21 protein-coding genes are annotated in these 18,367 nt (G+C 64.5%); 11 read left to right on the plus strand and 10 right to left on the minus strand.

Going from position 1 to position 18,367, the window contains the following annotated elements:
* The first annotated feature begins 26 nt into the window (after positions 1-26).
* The 5 genes from N5B55_RS18215 (at position 27) to N5B55_RS18235 (ending at position 4,064) form a co-directional block, all read left to right on the plus strand.
* Entirely contained in the window at positions 27-953 is a 927-nt protein-coding gene (locus N5B55_RS18215) for an alpha/beta fold hydrolase (protein WP_304540899.1), read from the plus strand.
* Between the two features lie 54 nt (positions 954-1,007).
* Complete coding sequence (locus tag N5B55_RS18220; RefSeq protein ID WP_154205642.1) at positions 1,008-1,649, plus strand: helix-turn-helix transcriptional regulator; 642 nt, start codon at positions 1,008-1,010, stop codon at positions 1,647-1,649.
* On the plus strand, positions 1,646-2,623 hold the full coding sequence (locus tag N5B55_RS18225) for a threo-3-hydroxy-L-aspartate ammonia-lyase (RefSeq protein ID WP_304540903.1): 978 nt from the start codon (positions 1,646-1,648) through the stop codon (positions 2,621-2,623). The genes N5B55_RS18220 and N5B55_RS18225 overlap by 4 nt, the downstream gene beginning before the upstream one ends.
* Positions 2,620-3,009 (plus strand): RidA family protein, encoded by a 390-nt coding sequence (locus N5B55_RS18230; protein ID WP_304540905.1) that lies wholly within the window; start codon positions 2,620-2,622, stop codon positions 3,007-3,009. The genes N5B55_RS18225 and N5B55_RS18230 overlap by 4 nt, the downstream gene beginning before the upstream one ends.
* 173 nt (positions 3,010-3,182) lie before the next feature.
* Positions 3,183-4,064: a flagellar brake protein gene (locus N5B55_RS18235; protein WP_154205645.1), complete on the plus strand. Its 882-nt coding sequence runs from the start codon at positions 3,183-3,185 to the stop codon at positions 4,062-4,064.
* Between the two features lie 4 nt (positions 4,065-4,068).
* Here the strand turns inward: N5B55_RS18235 and N5B55_RS18240 are convergent, their stop codons facing one another.
* A complete protein-coding gene (locus N5B55_RS18240; RefSeq protein ID WP_065854157.1) occupies positions 4,069-4,953 on the minus strand; it encodes a LysR family transcriptional regulator in 885 nt (294 codons plus the stop codon).
* A 114-nt stretch (positions 4,954-5,067) separates the two neighbouring features.
* Between N5B55_RS18240 and N5B55_RS18245 the strand changes: the two genes are divergently transcribed.
* Both N5B55_RS18245 and N5B55_RS18250 read left to right on the plus strand, forming a co-directional pair.
* Positions 5,068-5,505, plus strand: a complete 438-nt coding sequence (locus N5B55_RS18245; RefSeq protein WP_065854159.1) for a multidrug/biocide efflux PACE transporter — start codon at positions 5,068-5,070, stop codon at positions 5,503-5,505.
* Between the two features lie 115 nt (positions 5,506-5,620).
* Entirely contained in the window at positions 5,621-6,259 is a 639-nt protein-coding gene (locus tag N5B55_RS18250; RefSeq protein ID WP_065854161.1) for a helix-turn-helix transcriptional regulator, read from the plus strand.
* A gap of 7 nt (positions 6,260-6,266) precedes the next feature.
* On the opposite strand, the gene N5B55_RS18255 is transcribed toward N5B55_RS18250, so the two are convergent.
* From N5B55_RS18255 to N5B55_RS18295, 9 genes are all read right to left on the minus strand, one after another.
* Positions 6,267-6,485 (minus strand): DUF1059 domain-containing protein, encoded by a 219-nt coding sequence (locus N5B55_RS18255; RefSeq protein WP_065854163.1) that lies wholly within the window; start codon positions 6,483-6,485, stop codon positions 6,267-6,269.
* A gap of 145 nt (positions 6,486-6,630) precedes the next feature.
* Positions 6,631-7,161 carry a DUF3455 domain-containing protein gene (locus N5B55_RS18260; RefSeq protein ID WP_304540911.1) on the minus strand — a complete coding sequence of 177 codons (531 nt, stop codon included), beginning with the start codon at positions 7,159-7,161 and terminating at the stop codon, positions 6,631-6,633.
* Positions 7,162-7,190: 29 nt separating this feature from the next.
* Complete coding sequence (locus N5B55_RS18265; protein WP_065854167.1) at positions 7,191-7,589, minus strand: DUF488 domain-containing protein; 399 nt, start codon at positions 7,587-7,589, stop codon at positions 7,191-7,193.
* Positions 7,590-7,624: 35 nt separating this feature from the next.
* Positions 7,625-8,653, minus strand: coding sequence for an ABC transporter substrate-binding protein (locus N5B55_RS18270; RefSeq protein WP_304540913.1), 1,029 nt, complete (start codon positions 8,651-8,653; stop codon positions 7,625-7,627).
* A 319-nt stretch (positions 8,654-8,972) separates the two neighbouring features.
* On the minus strand, positions 8,973-9,869 hold the full coding sequence (locus N5B55_RS18275) for an ABC transporter permease (RefSeq protein WP_004627831.1): 897 nt from the start codon (positions 9,867-9,869) through the stop codon (positions 8,973-8,975).
* A complete protein-coding gene (locus tag N5B55_RS18280) occupies positions 9,859-10,653 on the minus strand; it encodes an ABC transporter ATP-binding protein (RefSeq protein WP_304540919.1) in 795 nt (264 codons plus the stop codon). Before N5B55_RS18280 ends, N5B55_RS18275 begins: the two co-directional genes overlap by 11 nt.
* Positions 10,654-10,706: 53 nt before the next feature.
* A complete protein-coding gene (locus N5B55_RS18285; RefSeq protein WP_065854174.1) occupies positions 10,707-11,429 on the minus strand; it encodes a GntR family transcriptional regulator in 723 nt (240 codons plus the stop codon).
* Positions 11,430-11,574: 145 nt separating this feature from the next.
* On the minus strand, positions 11,575-13,851 hold the full coding sequence (locus N5B55_RS18290; protein ID WP_304540922.1) for a nitric-oxide reductase large subunit: 2,277 nt from the start codon (positions 13,849-13,851) through the stop codon (positions 11,575-11,577).
* A 32-nt stretch (positions 13,852-13,883) separates the two neighbouring features.
* The gene (locus tag N5B55_RS18295; RefSeq protein WP_304540924.1) at positions 13,884-14,174 is read right to left on the minus strand and encodes a DUF2249 domain-containing protein; all 291 of its coding nucleotides are present in this window, start codon (positions 14,172-14,174) and stop codon (positions 13,884-13,886) included.
* Between the two features lie 271 nt (positions 14,175-14,445).
* Between N5B55_RS18295 and nirK the strand changes: the two genes are divergently transcribed.
* The 4 genes from nirK to N5B55_RS18315 all read left to right on the plus strand — a co-directional run bounded on the left by nirK (position 14,446) and on the right by N5B55_RS18315 (position 18,318).
* Complete coding sequence (gene nirK / locus N5B55_RS18300; RefSeq protein WP_178961772.1) at positions 14,446-15,945, plus strand: copper-containing nitrite reductase; 1,500 nt, start codon at positions 14,446-14,448, stop codon at positions 15,943-15,945.
* 16 nt (positions 15,946-15,961) lie between these two features.
* Complete coding sequence (locus N5B55_RS18305) at positions 15,962-16,753, plus strand: formylglycine-generating enzyme family protein (protein WP_178961775.1); 792 nt, start codon at positions 15,962-15,964, stop codon at positions 16,751-16,753.
* A complete protein-coding gene (locus N5B55_RS18310; RefSeq protein WP_178961777.1) occupies positions 16,750-17,334 on the plus strand; it encodes an SCO family protein in 585 nt (194 codons plus the stop codon). Before N5B55_RS18305 ends, N5B55_RS18310 begins: the two co-directional genes overlap by 4 nt.
* Before the next feature lie 99 nt (positions 17,335-17,433).
* Positions 17,434-18,318 carry a LysR substrate-binding domain-containing protein gene (locus tag N5B55_RS18315; RefSeq protein WP_178961779.1) on the plus strand — a complete coding sequence of 295 codons (885 nt, stop codon included), beginning with the start codon at positions 17,434-17,436 and terminating at the stop codon, positions 18,316-18,318.
* Positions 18,319-18,367 lie beyond the last annotated feature (49 nt).

Below are 18,367 nucleotides of genomic sequence, written 5' to 3' on the forward strand. Positions count from 1 at the left end.
CGCGTGTGGCACGGCTGGAGATCATCATGAAGATTCTTCCCAACCTGGTACGCCACCTGGGCGCTGCCCTCATCGGCCTGGCCGCGCTGCACGCGCATGCCGCACCCGTCGTGCATGACCGCATGGTGGAGGCCGCGGGCCTGCAGATTCACACGCTGCAGGCCGGCAACGGCCCCGAAACCCCCGTCGTGCTGCTGCATGGCTATGCCGAGACCAGCCACATGTGGCTGCCGCTGATTCCGCGTCTGGCCGATCGCCGCGTGGTGTTGGCGCCAGACCTGCCGGGCGCGGGCACCTCGGCGATTCCCGCGTCGGGCTTTGACAAGACGACGCTCGCGCAGGATATCCACGCCATGGTGCAGGCCATGGGCTATCGCAAGGTCAAGGTGGTCGGCCATGACATCGGTCTGATGGTGGCATACGCCTATGCCGCGCAATACCCCGACGAGGTGGAAAGCGTCACGCTCATGGACGCCTTCCTGCCCGGCGTGGGTGACTGGCAAAAGGTCTGGCTGCTGCGCGACCTGTGGCACTTCCACTTCTATGGCGACACGCCGCTCAAGCTGGTGCAGGGCCGCGAGCGCATCTACTTCGAGCACTTCTGGAACGACTTTGCGGCCGATCCCAAGCACTCGGTGCCCGAATCTGACCGCCAGTTCTACGCGCGCACCTACGGCCAACCCGGGCGCATGGCGGCAGGGTTCGAATATTTTCACGCCTTCCCGAAGGATGCGGTGGACTTTGCGGGCTTTGCCAAGACGCCGCTCAAGATGCCGATGCTTGTACTGGCGGGCGAAAAGGCTTCCGGCGCCTTCCTGATCGAACAGGCCAGGATGGTGGCGACCAACGTGAACGGCGTCACCATCAAGGACTCCGGCCATTGGCTGATGGAAGAAGCGCCCGAGGCCACCATGACGGAGCTGGTGCGTTTCATCAACGCTCCCGTCCAGTAAGCGAAGTTCATGATCGTTGACGAAACGTCAGAAATTGACGTATCGTCAACGATCATGAAGCCCATCGAAGAAAACCGCCTTCTGCTGCGCGAAGGCCGCAAGATCGTCGAGGCGCTGGGCAAGACGCTGGCGCCGCTGGTGGAAGTCGTCCTGCACGACCTGACCGATCCCGACCACTCCGTCGTCGCCATCGCCAACAACCTGTCCGGCCGCCACGTGGGCGACGCCGTGACGGAGCTGGGCCTTGCGCGCCTGGCCGACCCCGACTTCCCGGAAGTCATCGAAAACTACGCCAACCGGTTTCCCGACGGGCGGCCCGCCAAGAGCACATCGATCGGGCTGAAGAACAGCCGCGGCGATTACGTCGCGGCCATCTGCCTGAACATGGATGTATCGATGCTCGGCGCCATGACGTCGAGCCTCACGCAGTTGATGCGTATCGATGTTGCAGCGCCACCGGTGCCCGAGTCGCTCGCATCGCGCCGCGTGGAAGACGTGCGCGTCGCGCTCGAACAATTTGCCGCCGCACGCAACACCACGCCCATGGCCATGACGCTCGACCAGCGCCGCGAAGCCATGCGCGAACTGGCCGCCAGCGGCCTGCTGAACTTGCGCCGCGCGCTGACCGAAGTCGCGCAAACGCTGGGCGTGGCGCGCTCCACCGTCTACACCTACCTGCCCGAGGACCTCGCATGAGCCTGCCCATTTCCTACGATGACGTTGTTGCCGCCGACACGCGTCTGCACGGCGTTGCCCACAAGACCCCCGTGCTGACGTCGGCCACCGCCAACGCCATGACCGGCGCCGAGCTGTTCTTCAAGGCCGAGAGCTTTCAGCGCATGGGCGCGTTCAAGTTTCGCGGCGCGTACAACGCGTTGTCGCAATTCACGCCGGAGCAGCGCAAGGCCGGCGTCATCACGTTTTCGTCGGGCAACCACGCGCAGGCGATTGCGCTGTCGGCCCGGCTGCTTGGCATGCGCGCCGTCATCGTCATGCCGAAGGACGCGCCCGTCGTGAAGGTGGAAGCCACGCGCGGCTACGGCGGCGAGGTGGTGTTCTTCGACCGCTACAAAGAAGACCGCGAAGCCATCGGGCGCAAGCTGGCCGAAGAACATGGACTCACGCTGATCCCTCCGTACGACCATCCGCACGTGATGGCCGGGCAAGGCACAGCGGCCAAGGAACTGATCGAAGAGGTCGGCCAGCTTGACGTGCTGCTCGCTCCGCTGGGCGGCGGCGGGCTGCTCTCCGGCTGCGCCACGGCGGTGCGCGCACTGAACCCGGCGTGCAAGATCTTCGGCGTGGAACCCGAGGCCGGTAACGACGGACAGCAGAGCTTTCGCAAGGGGGAGATCGTCCACATCGATACACCCAAGACGCTGGCCGACGGCGCGCAGACGCAGCATCTGGGCAACCACACGTTTGCCGTGATTCGCGAGTTGGTCGACGACATCGTGACCGTCAGCGATGCAGAACTCGTCAGCGCCATGCAGTTCTTCGCCTCGCGCATGAAGGCGGTGGTTGAGCCCACGGGCTGCCTGGCCGCCGCTGCGGCGCTGAACGGCAAGGTCGATGTGCGGGGCAAGCGCGTCGGCGTAATCTTGTCTGGCGGCAATGTGGATTTGCAACTCTTCGCCAAGCTGGTGCTGGGCGCGGAGGCAGCGAAATGAGCGATGCACGCTACCTGAACGCGCCGCAACTGCGCCCCCCTGCGGGGCATTACTCGCACGCGGTCTGCGCCAATGGCTTCGTGTTCGTCGCCGGACAGATTCCCGTGACGCCTACCGGCGAAAAGCTCGTCGATGCGCCGTTCGAGACGCAGGTGCGGCAGGTGCTGTCGAACCTCGATGCGGTGCTCGCTGCCGCGGGAACGGACCGCTCACGCCTGGTGCAGGTGCGCGTGTACGTGACCGACATGGAAACGCACTGGCCCGCGTTCGATGCGCTGTACAGGGCGTGGATCGGCGACCTGCGCCCGGCGCGCGCGGTCGTGCCGGTGCCGACGCTGCACTACGGATTGGCCGTCGAAATCGAGGCCACTGCAATGGCGGGCTGACGCAAACGCTTGCCGTTGACGTGCGTCAGGTGGAAAGGGTTCATGCGAGTTGATCTCCGGCGGTTTGCCGGCCATTGTTACAACATGGCGGGCATACCTGCCGAGGCATCGGCCTTGGCCTTGCCTGGGTCTTGGCCCGCCCATGACAGACCAGACGCGATCCTTCGCCACACATGACCCTTCAAAAAACGCGGCAACTCACGCAGGAAGACGTTCCGGTCGGTCAACCGCTGCCGTTTCCGCTGGCAGACAGCGTGGGTCGGCTTCTGCTGCCTGCCGGTGCCGTCGTGCCCGATGCCGAAGACGTGCGCCTGCTGTTCCATCACGGCCCGGTGCTGGCGCTGGCGGAAGGCGATGACGTTGCGGCAGCGCCCGCCACCGCGCCCGCGGAAGCGCCGCCCCGGCTTGGCTCGGCCGGCCTGACGGTGGGCACCGTCTTGCAGGTGCAAGAGAAGTCCGCGCCGCTGCGTGGCCTGCTGCCGTGCCGCCTGATCGGCTATATCGAAGGCGAGGCGCTGTTTGTCACGCAACCGGCCGACGCCAAACGCACGCTGCGGCCCGAGCCCCGAGACGTGCTCATCCTGCGCGGTTTCTCCGGCCGCGCCGTGATCACGATGGTGTGCAGCGTGGTGTCGGTCGGGCAGTTTCCATCGCCGTATCTGGTGTTGTCTGCACCAATCAAGATGCAGAAGATGCCGCTACGCCGGGCGAAGCGCGTGCAGGTTCGCATCGGGGCGCGCGTGCGTGCGCAGGGGCAGGCCGCGTCGGCAGCGGACCGCGTGGCCGTGATCCGCGACATCTGCCTGAATGGCGCGCTGGTGCAGAGTGCCAATCCGGCGTTCCGACCCGGTGACAGACTCGCGCTGGATTTCCATGCCTACGTGGACGGTCAAATGGAGACGTTTGCCCTGACAGGCCGCGTGGCAAGCGGGTCGCCAGCGCTGGGCACCACCGCGTCGGCGTTCCCTTCGTTTGGTGTGGAATTCACGCTGTCGAAGGAGCAGACAGCGCAGCTCTCGCATCTGATCATCGAACGGCTGGACGAAAACGCCTGAGCACCTAGCCCGCCAGCATCGTTTCCAGCAGCCAGGCGCCGGCCTGCCCCAGTGTGCGATTGCGTGACCATACGGCGTCAACCGGCACGAGGCGCGGCCACCCCCGCGCACGCACTTCATGCAACCTGTCTGCCGCGAAGTGGTCAACCAGCCAGCGCGGCAACTCCGTCCAGCCGAAACCCAGCACGGCCATTTCCAGCAGCATCAGGTAGCTCGGCGCAGACCAGCGGCGCAGGCTGCGCACGGGCACTGCATCGGTGCGCGGGCCCGTTGGGTCGACGAAGGTGTTCAGCCGCAGCTCGCGCGCCTCGCGCAGGATGGCGTGCGGCACTTCCTCGTCGCCGTATCGGGCGAGCGGGTGCTGCAGCCCGACGAACAATCCGATCTCCGATTGCTCTGCAATGGTCGCCCAGCCGATATCGGCCGGATATGCCGGCTGTGCAGCCACCAAGCCGATCTGGGCACGGCCAAGCTGGATGATGTCGACCACGTCTTCGTGTTCGGCGATCAGGCATTCGAGTTCAAGGTCGGGATAACGCTGCTCCAGCGTGGCCAGCGTTTGCTCGTAGCGATCGGATTGGTAGGTGTCAGACATGACGAGCGTCAGGCGAGCCTCCAGACCGCCGGCCATCTGGGCGGCCATGCGGTCCATCTGCGCGCTGGCATCGAGCACGCGGCGCACCTGAGTGAGCATCGCGTGGCCCGCTTCGGTCAAGGTGGGCTGGCGCGTGCTGCGGTCGAACAGGGTCAGACCGAGGTCGATTTCGAGATTGGCGATCGCCTCGCTGATCGTGGATTGCCGTTTGCCCAATTTTCGGGCTGCGGCGGAAAAGGAACCCAGCGTAGCGGCTTCGGCAAACGCCAGTAAGGCTTCGGGTGAATGGCGCATTGGGCACTCCGGACGGCGATGTATCGCCCATATATCGGAAAAACCGATAGTAATGAACTGGATCATACCGTTCATACCGATGAAAATGCACCTCGTTCTTTGGAGGTAATTGCAATGCAAGTCATACAGAAAACGCCAGCTGAGCGCCTCGTGCATGCGCTGACGTTCGAGTTGGTTGCCATGCTGATTTGTGCGCCGTTGTTCAGCTGGCTGATGGAACTGCCGTTGGCTGAGATGGGTGTGATGACGCTCATGTTTGCTGCGGTGGCGATGGTATGGAACATGGTGTTCAACGCCATCTTCGAGCGCGTGGAGCGTCGCTACAGGCTCTCGCGTACCTGGGTGCTGCGAGTGGTGCATGCCTGCCTGTTCGAGGGCGGGTTGGTCTTGATGCTGGTGCCGCTGGCCGCCTGGTGGCTCGACGTGGGTCTGTGGGAAGCGTTCGTGCTCGACATCGGCATCATGCTGCTGTTCCTGCCGTACACCTTCTTCTTCAACCTCGCATACGACCATCTGCGCGCACGCTGGATGTCACGTCGCGCGCTGGCCTGAAGTGGAGGCTGGCCTAGGGCAAAAGGGGCAGTGCAGCAGGTCATGCGCTTCCTATAATGAAGTCCCTTTCAAGACGGGCGCAGCGGTCGCAAGCCGCTGCGCCCGTATTGCCTTCATGCTGCGTTTTTCCGTCACCCCATCCCATGCCTCGGCAACCGTGCTTCGCCAGTGTTACGTAGCGGCGTGCGCGGGCGATGCCATTGGCGTGATGAACGTGCTGCGCGATGCGTGCGGTGCGGATCATGCAGCAGCGATGATCCGATGGCGTGTCGATGGACGCTGGCACTGGGTGGCCTCGCGCGGCGCACGCTCGGCCGATGTGCTGCCGCGTGCCATCCGCGGCGATGGCGTTGAGGCGTGGCCGATGGCCGATGCTGAAGTACGCGGTGCGGTATGGCTCGATTACCGCGAGACGGGTGTGCCGCCCATGCAGCATGGTGCGGCGCCACAAGCATTGCTGCCGCACTTTGCACAGGCGCTGCCGTTGTGCTGGCAGCGCGTTGCTGCGCGCGCGGGCATCTCGCCTGCGCAGCCGGCCAGTCTGTGGCTGACCGATGCCTTTCACCTGACGCGCCGCGAAGCCGATGTGGCCGGTCTGCTCGCAAGCGGCTCCGACCCGGCATGCATTGCCCGCACGCTGGGCATTTCACTCGATACGGTGCGCACGCATCTCAAGCACGTCTATCGCAAGACCAACACCCACAGCCAGTGCGATGTCGTGCGGCTGATGCTCGCGTTATCGGCGCGTCGCTAGGCGCCGATCAGGCGGTGGCCGTCTTGGGTGGCGCCACGGCAGGGGTGCCGTCCTGGAAAAGCGTTTGCAGTTGCGCCCGCAACTCGGGCGAATCGGTGTGCTTGTGCACGGAAACGGCATGCTGCACGGCCGCCTCCAGCAGTTCGGCATCGCTGTCGGCGCTGATGGCGACCGAGCAGTTGGTTTCGCTGGGGAAAGCGCGGCAGTCGATGTAGCGGCGGCTCATGACGGTGCTCCTGGAATGACGAATGAGGAATGACGATCGCGCGACGCGGTGAACGACACGTCGCGCATTTCTTCGTTATAGGGTTGCCAAGGAAACCCGTCGTCCCCCGTATGGGGTAGGGGCACCGACCTCGGAGCGCGGCGCGTCAGTCCAGGAAGACGTATTGCGCCAAGTATGGGCTGCGGCCTTCCTGGCCTTCCTCCGTGCAGGGCTGTGCGGGCGCGATGCCGCCGTGGGTCTGCAGCCGCTGCACGGAGCGCACACCGCCCAACAAGCCCGCGCCGCCAGCATGCGTGGCTTGCAACAGCAGCAGCGGAATGGCACCGGCTTCCGCGGTGTTGGGCGCCTGCTGCACGACTTTGCCTGTGATCTTGCTGCCGTCGGAGGCCTCCCAGCTTGGGCCGGCACCGTGTTTGACGATGAGCTTGCCGCTCGCATCGTAAAGCTCCGCCAGCGGCGCCTTGAAGACCCACGCCAGAGGCTTGTCGCCGTCGCGCTTGCAAACGTAGATCTGCACCCCCGTGGCCGATAGCGTGGCGACGGTGTGATGCGAGTCGGCCGGTTGCAGTGCGGCGGGGGCGGTTTGCGCTGTCACCGTTTGGGTGGCCGTCATGGTCAGCGCAAGCAAGAGGGCGGATGAGACTGCGGAGCGCGACGTGTAGGGCAGGTTCGGCATGATTTTCCTTGTGCAGGGGGAAACATCGTTCACGGAGCCAGCTTCGCCCCACGTTCCTTCAACAACGCGCGCAGCACGGACCGATGACAATGCGTCTCGTCCTCGCAATAGCACCCGACCGACAGGTTGGTCTGGTGCGAAAGTGCGGCCAGCATATCGAGCAATCGTGCCGCATCACCGTCGCGCATTTCGGTGCGGAAGTGACGCACGAAGGTGTTCCAGCCTTTCTCGTCGTGCGCGCTCTGTGCGGCCAGGGCCTGCTTGACGAGTTCCGGCGTGGGGGAGAGCAACGGCATCCACACGTCGTAGAAATCGCGGCTGGAAAATTCTTCCTTGGGCACGCCGCGCGGTGGGCGCCGCACGGTGCCGATGCGCAAGCCTTCATCGGGGTGACGCGGCTCGCCGAGCCGGACGATGCGTAGTGCCATGGAATGTCTCCGTGTGGATGCTGCGTGCGGCCTGCTTACGAGCCCTGTCGGCTCTGCACCGTCGGAAAGAACAGATCCTTCCACGACGCCGGCTTGTTCTTGAGCGTGCCCACGCGCTGCATGAACTCAGCATAGTGTGCGACGCCCACCGGCGTGGTCGTGAAGCGCGAATCCGGATCGTCCAGAATCTTCTTCACCTCTTCCGGCGAACTCTTCACCTTCGATTGGGCGATGTAGATCTGCGCGGCTTTGGTCTTGTCCTTGGCGATGAGGGCATTGGCTTCATCGAGCGCGGCCACGAATGCCGCCGACAGCTTCGGGTTGGCCTCGTAGAACTTCTTGCTGGTGTAGGTCATGTCCAGCGTGATGTTGCCGAGCACGTCGACCGTGTTGAACACGCGGTGCAGCCCGGGGGCCGCGGCCTCGGTGTACGAGAACGGCGGCGACGCCATGTGGCTGTTGATCTGGCTGCCGCCGGCCAGCATGACGGCGGTGGCGTCAGGGTGCGGCAGCGGCACGGTGATCGGGTCGAGCTTGTTGAACTGCTTGTCGCCGAAGGTTTTGGCGGCGGCCATTTGCAGCACCACGGCTGGCAGCGAGGTCTTGATGCCCGGCACGGCGATGCGGTCCTTGTCGGAGAAATCCGCCAGCGTCTTCAAGTTCGGGTTACGCGTCATCAGGTACATCGACGACGAACTGAGCGACGACAGGCCGCGCACTTCCATCGCGCTGCCGCGCGTCTTGTCCCACAGCGTGAGGAAGCCGGGCACGCCCAGCGAGGCAATGTCGAGCGCGCCGGAGAGCATGGCGTCGTTGATGACATTGCCGCCGTCGAGCACGCGGTAGCTGGCCTTCACGTCGCCCAGGCCAGCGGCCTTGGCTTGCTTCTCGAGCAGGTGCTCGCTGGCCATGACCATGATGGGGAGGTAGAGGATGCCGTAGCCGTGGGAGATGCGGACTTCGCTGGCTTCTGCGTGGGCGGTGCTGACGGCGCCGGTCAGGAGCGATGCGGCCAGCGTGGCGGCGATTGTCAGGCGGAGGATGGTGCGGCGGGGGTGCTGCATGTGTTGTCTCCTTGTTGCTCTGTTGGGCTTTATGTTTGTTGGTGGTGCGTTTCTTGTTTCACCCCCTGCCGGGGGCGACTTACTTTCTTTGTCTTGCCAAAGAAAGTAAGCAAAGAAAGGCGCGCCCGATGCGGCGAAAGACTCCTTGAATTTCTGTGACCGTGCGGAGAAGGAGGCAAACTCGCTTCGCTCAAACAGGCCTCCTTCTTTCTTCCGCCCGGTCACAAAAATTCAAGGCGCCGCATAGGGCAGGGTCCGGCCAAACCGTCTCCGGGCGACCGTATGCGCCGGGACGGTTTCGGTAGTCGCGCGGGCTCCCTTAGTTCTGCATGCCCCAGCGTTTGACGGTGCGGGCTTCCAGCGTGCGGAATACCAGGTTCTCTACCAGCAGGCCGATGATGATCACCGTCAGCAGGCCGGCGAACACTTCGGGAATCTGCAGTTGGTTCTTGTTCTCGTAGATGTACCAGCCGAGGCCGCCCTGGCCGGAACTGACGCCAAACACCAGTTCGGATGCGATCAACGTGCGCCATGCGAAGGCCCAGCCGATCTTCAGGCCGGTGAGGATGGAGGGGAACGCGGCCGGGATCAGGATCTTGGTCAGGTATCCCATGCCGGAGAGCCCGTAGTTGCGGCCCACCATGCGCAGCGTGTTCGATACCGACAGGAAACCGGCATGCGTGTTGAGCGACACCGCCCACACCACCGAATGCACGATCACGAAGATCAGGCTGCCGTTGCCCAGGCCGAACCACACGAGGGCGATCGGCAGCAGCGCAATGGCGGGCAGCGGGTTGAACATGGCGGTGAGCGTTTCCAGGAAGTCTTGCCCGAGCCGGTTGCTGATACCGAGCACGACCAGCGCGCAGGACAACGCCAAGCCGAGCGCGTAGCCTGCCAGCAGCGTTTGCATCGACGTGCCGATGCGAGCGAACAGCGTGCCGCTCGCTAACCCAGCCCACAAAGCCTGCACCGTGTCGGAGAAGGTCGGCAGCAAGAGCGGGTTGTCGAGCCAGCGCGCACCGCCTTCCCACACGAGCGCGAGCACGACGAGGATGACGAGCTTGCGCAGCCATGCCTGTTCGTACAAACGCTCCGCAACGGAGAGGGGTTTTTCCACCACGCCGATGCGCTCGAACGCCACGGGCGTGCTGTAGACGGGCGCGCGGTTGCTGATGTCGGTGGTGGCCGGCATGGAAAGGGTTTCAGTCTGCATGGGTTTCCTCCACCGCGCGGGCGAACAGCATGTCGTGGATCTCGGCTTCGAGCGCTTTGAAGCGCTCCGGATCATCATCGCCGCGCGCGAGGCTCGGCAGTTCGGCGCGTACCTGGCCGGGATGCGGAGAAAGGATCAGGATGCGGCTGCCGCAGCGGATCGCCTCCGGAATCGAGTGCGTGACGAACAGCACGGTGAAGCGCGTTTCGTCCCACAGCTGCAGCAGCTCATCCTGCATCTTGCGGCGCGTGAGCGCGTCGAGCGCGGCGAAGGGCTCGTCCATCAGCAGCACGTCGGGCTCCATCGCCATGCCGCGCGCAATGGCCACGCGTTGCTTCATCCCGCCCGACAGCATGTGCGGGTGATGGTCGGCAAACTTGGTGAGGTTGACCTTGTTGATGTAGTGCAGGGCACGTTCTTCGGCTTCACGCGCACCCAGCTTGCCCGTGGAGAGCAGCGGGAACAGCACGTTCTCTTTCACCGTCTTCCACAGCAGGAGCTGGTCGAACTCCTGGAACACCATCATGCGATCCGGCCCCGGCTTCGTCACGGGCTGGCCCTTGAGACGGATCTCGCCCTCGGTGGGCGTGAGGTAGCCGCCGATGGCCTTGAGCAAGGTCGATTTACCGCAGCCCGACGGCCCGAGCAGGATGTAGCGCTCGCCGGGATAGACCTGGAAGTCGACGCGGTAGGTGGCCGTCACCAGATGCTGGCGTGTCTTGTACTGCAGCGTGACGCCGCGCACGTCCAGCAGCGGTGGGGCCGTTGGTGCGTTGGCCTGCATGATGTTGTCTCCTGTGTGTGTTTTTGTCGGATTGGTCTGCAGCGGAGGCGGCGCTACCGGATATCCACGTGGTACCGGAAGTGCGCCGCCGCGCCGCGCGAGCGCCGCCATTCGAGCGGTACCCGGTCGTAGCCGCGCGCAACGCGTTCGATGACCATCACCGGATCGCCGGGCTGGATGCGCAACAGCCGCGCATACGTTGCGTTGACGGCCTCGGCGGTGAGCGTTTCCTCAGCGCTGGCAATGATCTGGCCGCAGTGCGATTCGTACAGCGGATACAGCAGGTCGCCAAACGCGTCGAGTTCCAGCGTGGCGAGCGACGCAAAGCGGTCGTACGGCAACCAGATTTCTTCGGCCAGCATGGGTGCGCCGTCCAGCAGGCGCAGCCGGGTCAGGCGAATGACCGGTGCGCCGGTCTCAATCTGCAGGCCTGCAGCCGGTGCCGACGGTGCGTCCAGCACGTCCCGCTTGAGGATGCGGCTCTCGGGAATGCGCCGCTCGCCGCTTTCACTCTGGAAGCGGAAGAAGCGGAACAGGGAACTGGCAAAGCTGGCGCGCCGCACGAACGTGCCGCGGCCCTGGAAGCGTTCGAGCAGGCCCTCGGCGACCAAGACATCGACGGCTTTGCGGACGGTGCCGACCGCCACGTTGTACGTCTTGGCAAGCTCGGCTTCCGTCGGGATGGCGTCGCCCGGGCGCCAGTGCTGCTGGGCGATCTGCGCGGCCAGATCGTCGCGCAATTGCTGGTAGCGGGGCAGGCGGAGATCGGCAGGCATGGGTCTCAAAAGTGGTCAACTATTCATCTATATGACTCGTCATTGTAGGGAGCTGGGGGGCGGAGGGCATTACAGGAAAACCCGCAGGGCCCGGTCTGATCGACACGGGCCCTGCGGGTTTTTGGGAGGACTGCTGGATTAGGAATTAACGCGTCGCGCGAGCCGAAGCCGGCAATGGCTCCATCTGTTGGGCCTTCGGACGGCGCAGCAGCCGCAGCGCATACCAGGCCAGTACAAGCGCACCGATGGCGAACACGATGTCACCCGGCACACGCAGCCAGACCAGCGTTTCCATCACTTTCGAGTGCACCACTTCCGGCGAGCGGGCGTACCACATGCCCTTGGTGACACTCGCCCAGGCCTGATAGATGCCGGCCGGCAGCAGCGACATGAATACCATCATCGCCAAGCCGATGTTCAGGCCCCAGAACGCGGGCTTGAGCAGGCGATCGGCATGCAAGCTGCGCGCATACAGGCCGCGCAGGCAGAACAGCATCAGGCCGATACCGAGCATGCCGTACACCCCGAACAGTGCAGCGTGCCCGTGGGCGGCCGTCATGTTCAGACCTTGCACGTAGTACAGCGAAGCGGGCGGGTTGATGGCAAAGCCGAGCAGGCCGGCGCCGACGGTGTTCCAGAAGCCCACGGCCACGAAGTACAGCACGGGCCACTTGTATGCATTGAGCCACGGCGTGCCTTGCGTGCGGCGATAGTTCTGCAGCGCTTCGAGCCCGATCAGCGAAAGCGGCACCACTTCCAGCGCAGAGAATACTGCACCCACCGAGATGATCGAGGTCGGTGTCCCTGTGAAGTAGAGGTGATGCAGCGTGCCCAGAATGCCGCCGAACAGGAACACGATCGTCTCAGCCACGATGGCACGGTTAGCGCTGCTGGCGCGAATCAGGCCCAGGCGCGTGAAGATGAGCGCGATGACGGCGGTGGCGAACACTTCAAAGAAGCCCTCGACCCACAGGTGGACGAGCCACCAGCGCCAGTACTCGATCATCGAATAGTGCGTGTGTTGGCCCCACACCAGCGAAGTCGAATAGAACCCGCCGATGCAGGTGGCCGACAGGAACACCATGGCGATCAGGCCGCGCGATTCCGACGGCGTCTTCAGTGCCGGCCACAGCGCGCGGCCGAGCAGCACCACCCAGAACAGCAGGCCGACAAACAGCAAGATTTGCCACACGCGACCCATGCTGGTGTATTCCAGCCCCTGGTTGCCGACCCAGAAGCCGAAGTCTGCACCGCGATGTTGCAGCGTGCCGAGCCAGCCGGTGGCGATGGACCCCACCACGATAAAGATCAGCGCCCAGAACAGCAGGTCAACGCCCAGCTTCTGGAACTTCGGTTCACGCCCCGACAGCAGCGGCGCAATGTACAGACCCGTGGCCAGCCATGCCGTGGCAATCCACAGCACGCCAAGCTGCGTGTGCACGGTGCGGCTGATCACGTACGGCAACACCTGCGCCAGCGGAATCCCGAAGAACGATTCCCCTTCCACCGCATAGTGCGCGGTAATGGCGCCCATGCCGATCTGCACTAGCATCAGGCCGATCACGGCAAAGAAGTACTTGCGCGTGGCCTTCATCGACGGCGTGGCCACCACGTTGAGGAACGGATCGGCCGGCAGCGGCGCAGCCTCCTCTTCGTGCTTGCTGCTGCCGTGCAGCCACAGCATGGCGGCAATACCGCCCAGCAGCAGCACGATGCTGACCATCGGCCACACTGCCGCACCGCCGGTCATTGTGTTGCCTACTAGCGGTTCATGCGGCCAGTTGCTCGTATACGAGATGTCGGTCTCACCTGGGCGGTCGGCGGCCGCGGCCCACGACGTCCAGAAGAAGAACGCCGCCAGGGCTTCACGATCGGCCGCCTCCGGCAGCACGCCGGTGGCCATGGCGTATTGATCGCGCAGCGTTGCCAGCGACGGATCGGTGCCGAACAGGGCCTCGAAGTGCTGGGCCACACCGTGGATGGCCTCTGCGCGCTCACGCGACACGGTCAGGATGTCGTGATTTGCGTCGTACGTATTGCGGCGCATTTCCTCCTTTACGCTGGCGTCGACGGCGGCTTGCTGCACTGTCGTCAACGGCGCGTCGGTATCGAACTGCTGATGCGCGCGAATGGTTTGTAGCGCTGTGGCTTCACGGTGCAGCCAATCGGCAGACCAGTCAGGTGCAACGTAGCTGCCGTGGCCCCAGACGGTACCAAGCTGCTGGCCGCCGGCTGCCAGCCAGGCTTCCTGGCCGCGCTGGATTTGTTCGCCGGTAAAGAGCACCTCGCCCACAGAGGTGACGACGGCATGCGGAATCGGCGGCGCTGCCAGATAGATCTGCCGGCCCAGATAGCCCAATGCCCCGAACGACAGGATGAAGATCAGGCCGAGCCACCGCCACAGCCTTTGGTTGTTTTTCATGACAAGGTTCCTTGCAGGATGCGATCGGAAAATCAGGCGCCGCCACCGCAGCCACCGCAGCAGTGGCCCGCGCTGGCGGCAGACGCCACCTTGGTGATGGCAACGCGCCACGTGCCGGGGCCGCGCTGAAGGTAGTCCCAGGAAAACTGGCCCGGGCGTTCGACTTGAAACTGCGACTGCAGCGGGCGCGGATCGTGATCGTTGATCAGTTCCAGGCGCTGGCCGATGCCGAGTTCCCCGAAGGCGGAGAAGATCAGCGGATGGCGCTCGCGCGGCGCCAGCACGCGGAGGTCGAGCTGGATGGTGGAGGCGGACTGTGTCATGGGGATTCCCTCTGTGGGTGCCGCATCAAAAAGATGCATTAATGATGCAACTATAGTAGTGAGCGGAATCTCTGGCGTTATTGATGTATATCAGATGCTTGTTTGATGGATATCTTGAGGCGGCAAATCACGTCACGACTGGGTTTGCGTGCCACGCGGTGGGGTGGATGTACCGGTCGGGGCGGGTTTTCGTTTGCGCTGTATCAAAGCCCTAATGGCCGCCGCGGCCTAACGTGGAGCGGACGACACCAGACCGATACACGGGGGAAAAATGAGCCGTCTTCACACCGTCCGCAGCCTGATGCGCGCGGGCCTGATTTCTGTGTTGCTGGGCGCAGTGCTTGCGGGCACTGCGGCCCGCGCTGCCAGCGCCAAGTTGCCGGGTGATTTTGGCCCGCCGCGCGGCGAGCCCATCCACGCCGTCCTGACGAGTCCGCCGCTTGTGCCACCGCCGGTGAACCGGAACTATCCAGCCAAGGTCATCGTGGAGCTGGAAGTGGTCGAGAAGGAAATGCAGATCTCCGAAGGCGTCAGCTACACCTTCTGGACGTTCGGCGGCACCGTTCCTGGCAGTTTCATCCGCGTGCGGCAGGGCGACACGGTGGAGTTCCACCTCAAGAATCACCCGAGCAGCAAGATGCCGCACAACATCGACCTGCACGGCGTGACCGGTCCGGGCGGCGGCGCAGCATCGAGCTTCACCGCACCGGGCCACGAATCGCAGTTCACCTTCAAGGCGCTTAACGAGGGAGTCTACGTCTACCACTGCGCCACCGCGCCCGTGGGCATGCATATCGCCAACGGCATGTACGGCCTGATCCTGGTTGAGCCGCCCGAAGGCCTGCCCAAGGTGGATCACGAGTACTACGTCATGCAGGGCGATTTCTACACTGCCGGCAAGTACCGCGAGAAGGGCCTGCAGCCGTTCGACATGGAAAAGGCCATCGACGAACGCCCGAGCTACGTGTTGTTCAACGGTGCCGAAGGTGCGCTCACCGGTGACAAGGCGCTGCACGCCAAGGTGGGTGAAACGGTGCGCATCTTCGTTGGCAACGGCGGGCCCAATCTTGTCTCCAGCTTCCACGTAATTGGCGCCATCTTCGACCAGGTGCGCTACGAGGGCGGCACCAACGTGCAGAAGAATGTGCAGACCACGTTGATCCCGGCGGGTGGCGCGGCGGTCGTGAAGTTCACCGCGCGCGTGCCCGGCAGCTATGTGCTGGTAGACCACTCGATCTTCCGAGCCTTCAACAAGGGCGCCATGGCGATTCTCAAGGTGGATGGCCCGGAGAACAAGCTCGTCTATTCCGGCAAGGAGCTGGATTCAGTGTACCTGGGCGATCGTGCCGCACCCAACTTGAGCGCCGTCACCAAGGCGACCCAGGCGTCGGTGAGCGGCACGCTGACGGTGCAGGATCAGGTGCAGGCTGGCCGCGCGCTGTTTGCGGGCACGTGCTCGGTGTGCCACCAGGGCAATGGCGCCGGGCTGCCGGGCGTGTTTCCGCCGCTTGCCAAGTCGGATTTCCTGGCAGCTGACCCCAAGCGTGCGATGAATATCGTGCTGCATGGCCTGAACGGCAAGATCAAGGTCAATGGCCAGGAATACGACTCCGTCATGCCGCCGATGACACAACTCAATGACGACGAGGTCGCCAACATCCTGACCTACGTGCTCAACAGCTGGGACAACCCCGGCGGTCGCGTGAGCGCAGACGACGTCAAGAAGGTGCGTGCCCAGCCGGCACCCGCCAAGGCCGTGGCCGAACATTGACGGGAACCGCACAACCATGGCCCGCCTGACCTCGCACATTGCTGCCATGTTGATGGCGCTGGCCAGTGCAACCGCACACGGGGCCACCTATGTGCGGTTGCCCGGCGGCGACTTCGACAGCGTGCTGCCCCAGAACGCACCGAGGCAGCCGCAGCGGGTGCGCATCGAGCCGTTTGAGTTGCGCTCCACGCCCGTCACCATCGGCGAGTTCCAGGCCTTCGTGCAAAGCCACGAAACCTGGCAGCGTGGCCGTGTGCCGCAAGTCTTTGCCGGTAAGGCCTACCTTGCCGACTGGGCCGATGCGACCCACGCCGATGCGCAAGTCTCGCCGCAAGCGCCAGTGACCGGCGTGAGCTGGTTTGCCGCCCGTGCCTATTGCGAAAGCGAAGGCGCTCGGCTGCCGACATGGCTGGAATGGGAATCTGCCGCCGCGGCCGACGCCACACGCGCAGACGCCCGCGACGACCCGCAATGGGCAAAGCGCATTCTCGGCTGGTACGAACGGCCCGCGACGCGTGTGCTGCCGCCGGTGGGCGGCCCAGCGGATGTCCATGGCGTGCGCGATATGCACGGTCTGATCTGGGAATGGGTCGACGATTTCAACGCACTGTTCATTGCCGGAGACAGCCGCACCCAGGGCGACCCCGACAAGCAGAAATTCTGCGGCGCCGGTGCCATCAGCATCGTGCGCCGCGACAGCTACGCCGTGCTGATGCGCGTGGCGTTGCTGTCTTCCCTTGAAGGCGCCGATGCCACGGGAAGCCTTGGCTTTCGCTGCGCCCGATCCATCAATGGAGAACGTCCATGACGCTTCTTAAGCAACTTCGCCGTGCCTTCGTGGCATGTGTGCTGGCGGGTGCCGCCGCAGGCGCGCTTGCCGCCGGGCCCGTCGCTTCGGGCTCGCTGTATCAATCCGAAGTGGCGCTGACCGACCAGAACGGCCGCGTCTTTCACCTGGCGGATCTGCGCGGCGAGCCGGTGCTGGTGAGCATGTTCTATGCGTCGTGCCAGATGGTCTGCCCGATGATCTTCGAGACCATTCGCGCGACCCTGGCCAAGGGCGGCAAGCCCGCGCACGATGGCGTGCGTGTCCTGATGGTGACGGTCGATCCCGAACGCGATTCCGTTGCGGCGCTCAAGAAGACGGCCAGCGCGCATGGCGCCGACGACCGCTGGCAAGTCGCCCGCGCAAACGTCAGCGGCACGCGCGAGGTTGCGGCGCTGCTGGGCGTGCAGTACCGACGCTTGGCAGATGGCGATTTCAACCATTCGAGCACGATCCTGCTGCTGGACGCAGAAGGGCGCATCAACGCGCGCACCAATACGCTGGGTGCGGTCGATCCGAAGCTGGTGGATGCGATGCGCAAGCTGGTGGCGGCGCAGCGCTAAGCGGCTAGGCGGCTGGCGCAGCGGCTCCCCGTTGGGGGAGCGGCAGGTGGAGAGGTACGATGCGCCATCCCGTCCCTCCGGTTCACCTTCGTATCCGCCATGTCTCTCCGCGCCTTGAGAACGCTCGTTGCCATCGCCCGCCACCGCACGTTTGCGCGTGCCGGCGAGGCCATCGCGCTCACGCAGTCGGCTGTCAGCCTGCAGGTGAAATCGCTGGAGGAGGAGTTCAACGTCCGCCTGTTCGATCGCTCGCGGCGCGAGCCCGCGCTGACAGAAGCCGGCCGCATCGTACTGGCCCAGGCCGAACAGATCCTCGCCCTGTATGACCGCATTCCCGATGCACTGAGCGATGAGAAGGCGCTGGTCGGGCGGTTGCGCATCGGCGCCATCCAGACGGCGCTGTCGGGGCCGCTGCCCAATGCGTTGCTGGCTCTGCGGACGGCGCATCCAGGCCTGCGCGTGCACGTGGCCGCCGGCATGTCGGCCGAGCTTGCGCAACGCGTGGCCGATGGTGAGCTGGATGCCGCGATCACGTCGCACCCTGTGCGGCCGCATCCGGCCGAGCTTGTCTGGACGACGCTGTATGAAGACCGCTTCTGGCTGCTCGCGCCGGCCCAATACGCCGAGCGCGACGCGCGTGTGCTGCTGACCGAGCTGCCGTTCATCCGCTTCGATGCGCAGGCCTGGGCCGGCCGCATGATCGCTTCCGAACTGCGTCGCCTGGGCGTGCGGGTGCGTGAAGAGATGGTGCTCGACAACAAGGACACGATCGTGCGGATGGTGGCCAGCGGATTGGGGGCCGCAGTGGTGGCGCTTTCCGACTCCGAGTTGACGCAATTGCCGCCCATCGCGCGCCTGGCATTCGGGCAACCGCAATTGCATCGCGCGGTGGTTCTGCTTGAACACCAATCGCGGGCGGCGCAGCGCTTTACCCAGGCGTTGGCCGATGCCGTCGTCGCTTCTGCAATGAGAATTTCTCATTGATCGCTGGATAAATAACAATTATTGCTGCTGCGACCGCATGGTAGCTTGG

This window comes from Ralstonia pickettii (assembly GCF_030582395.1).
GTDB classification, from domain to species: Bacteria; Pseudomonadota; Gammaproteobacteria; order Burkholderiales; family Burkholderiaceae; genus Ralstonia; species Ralstonia pickettii_D.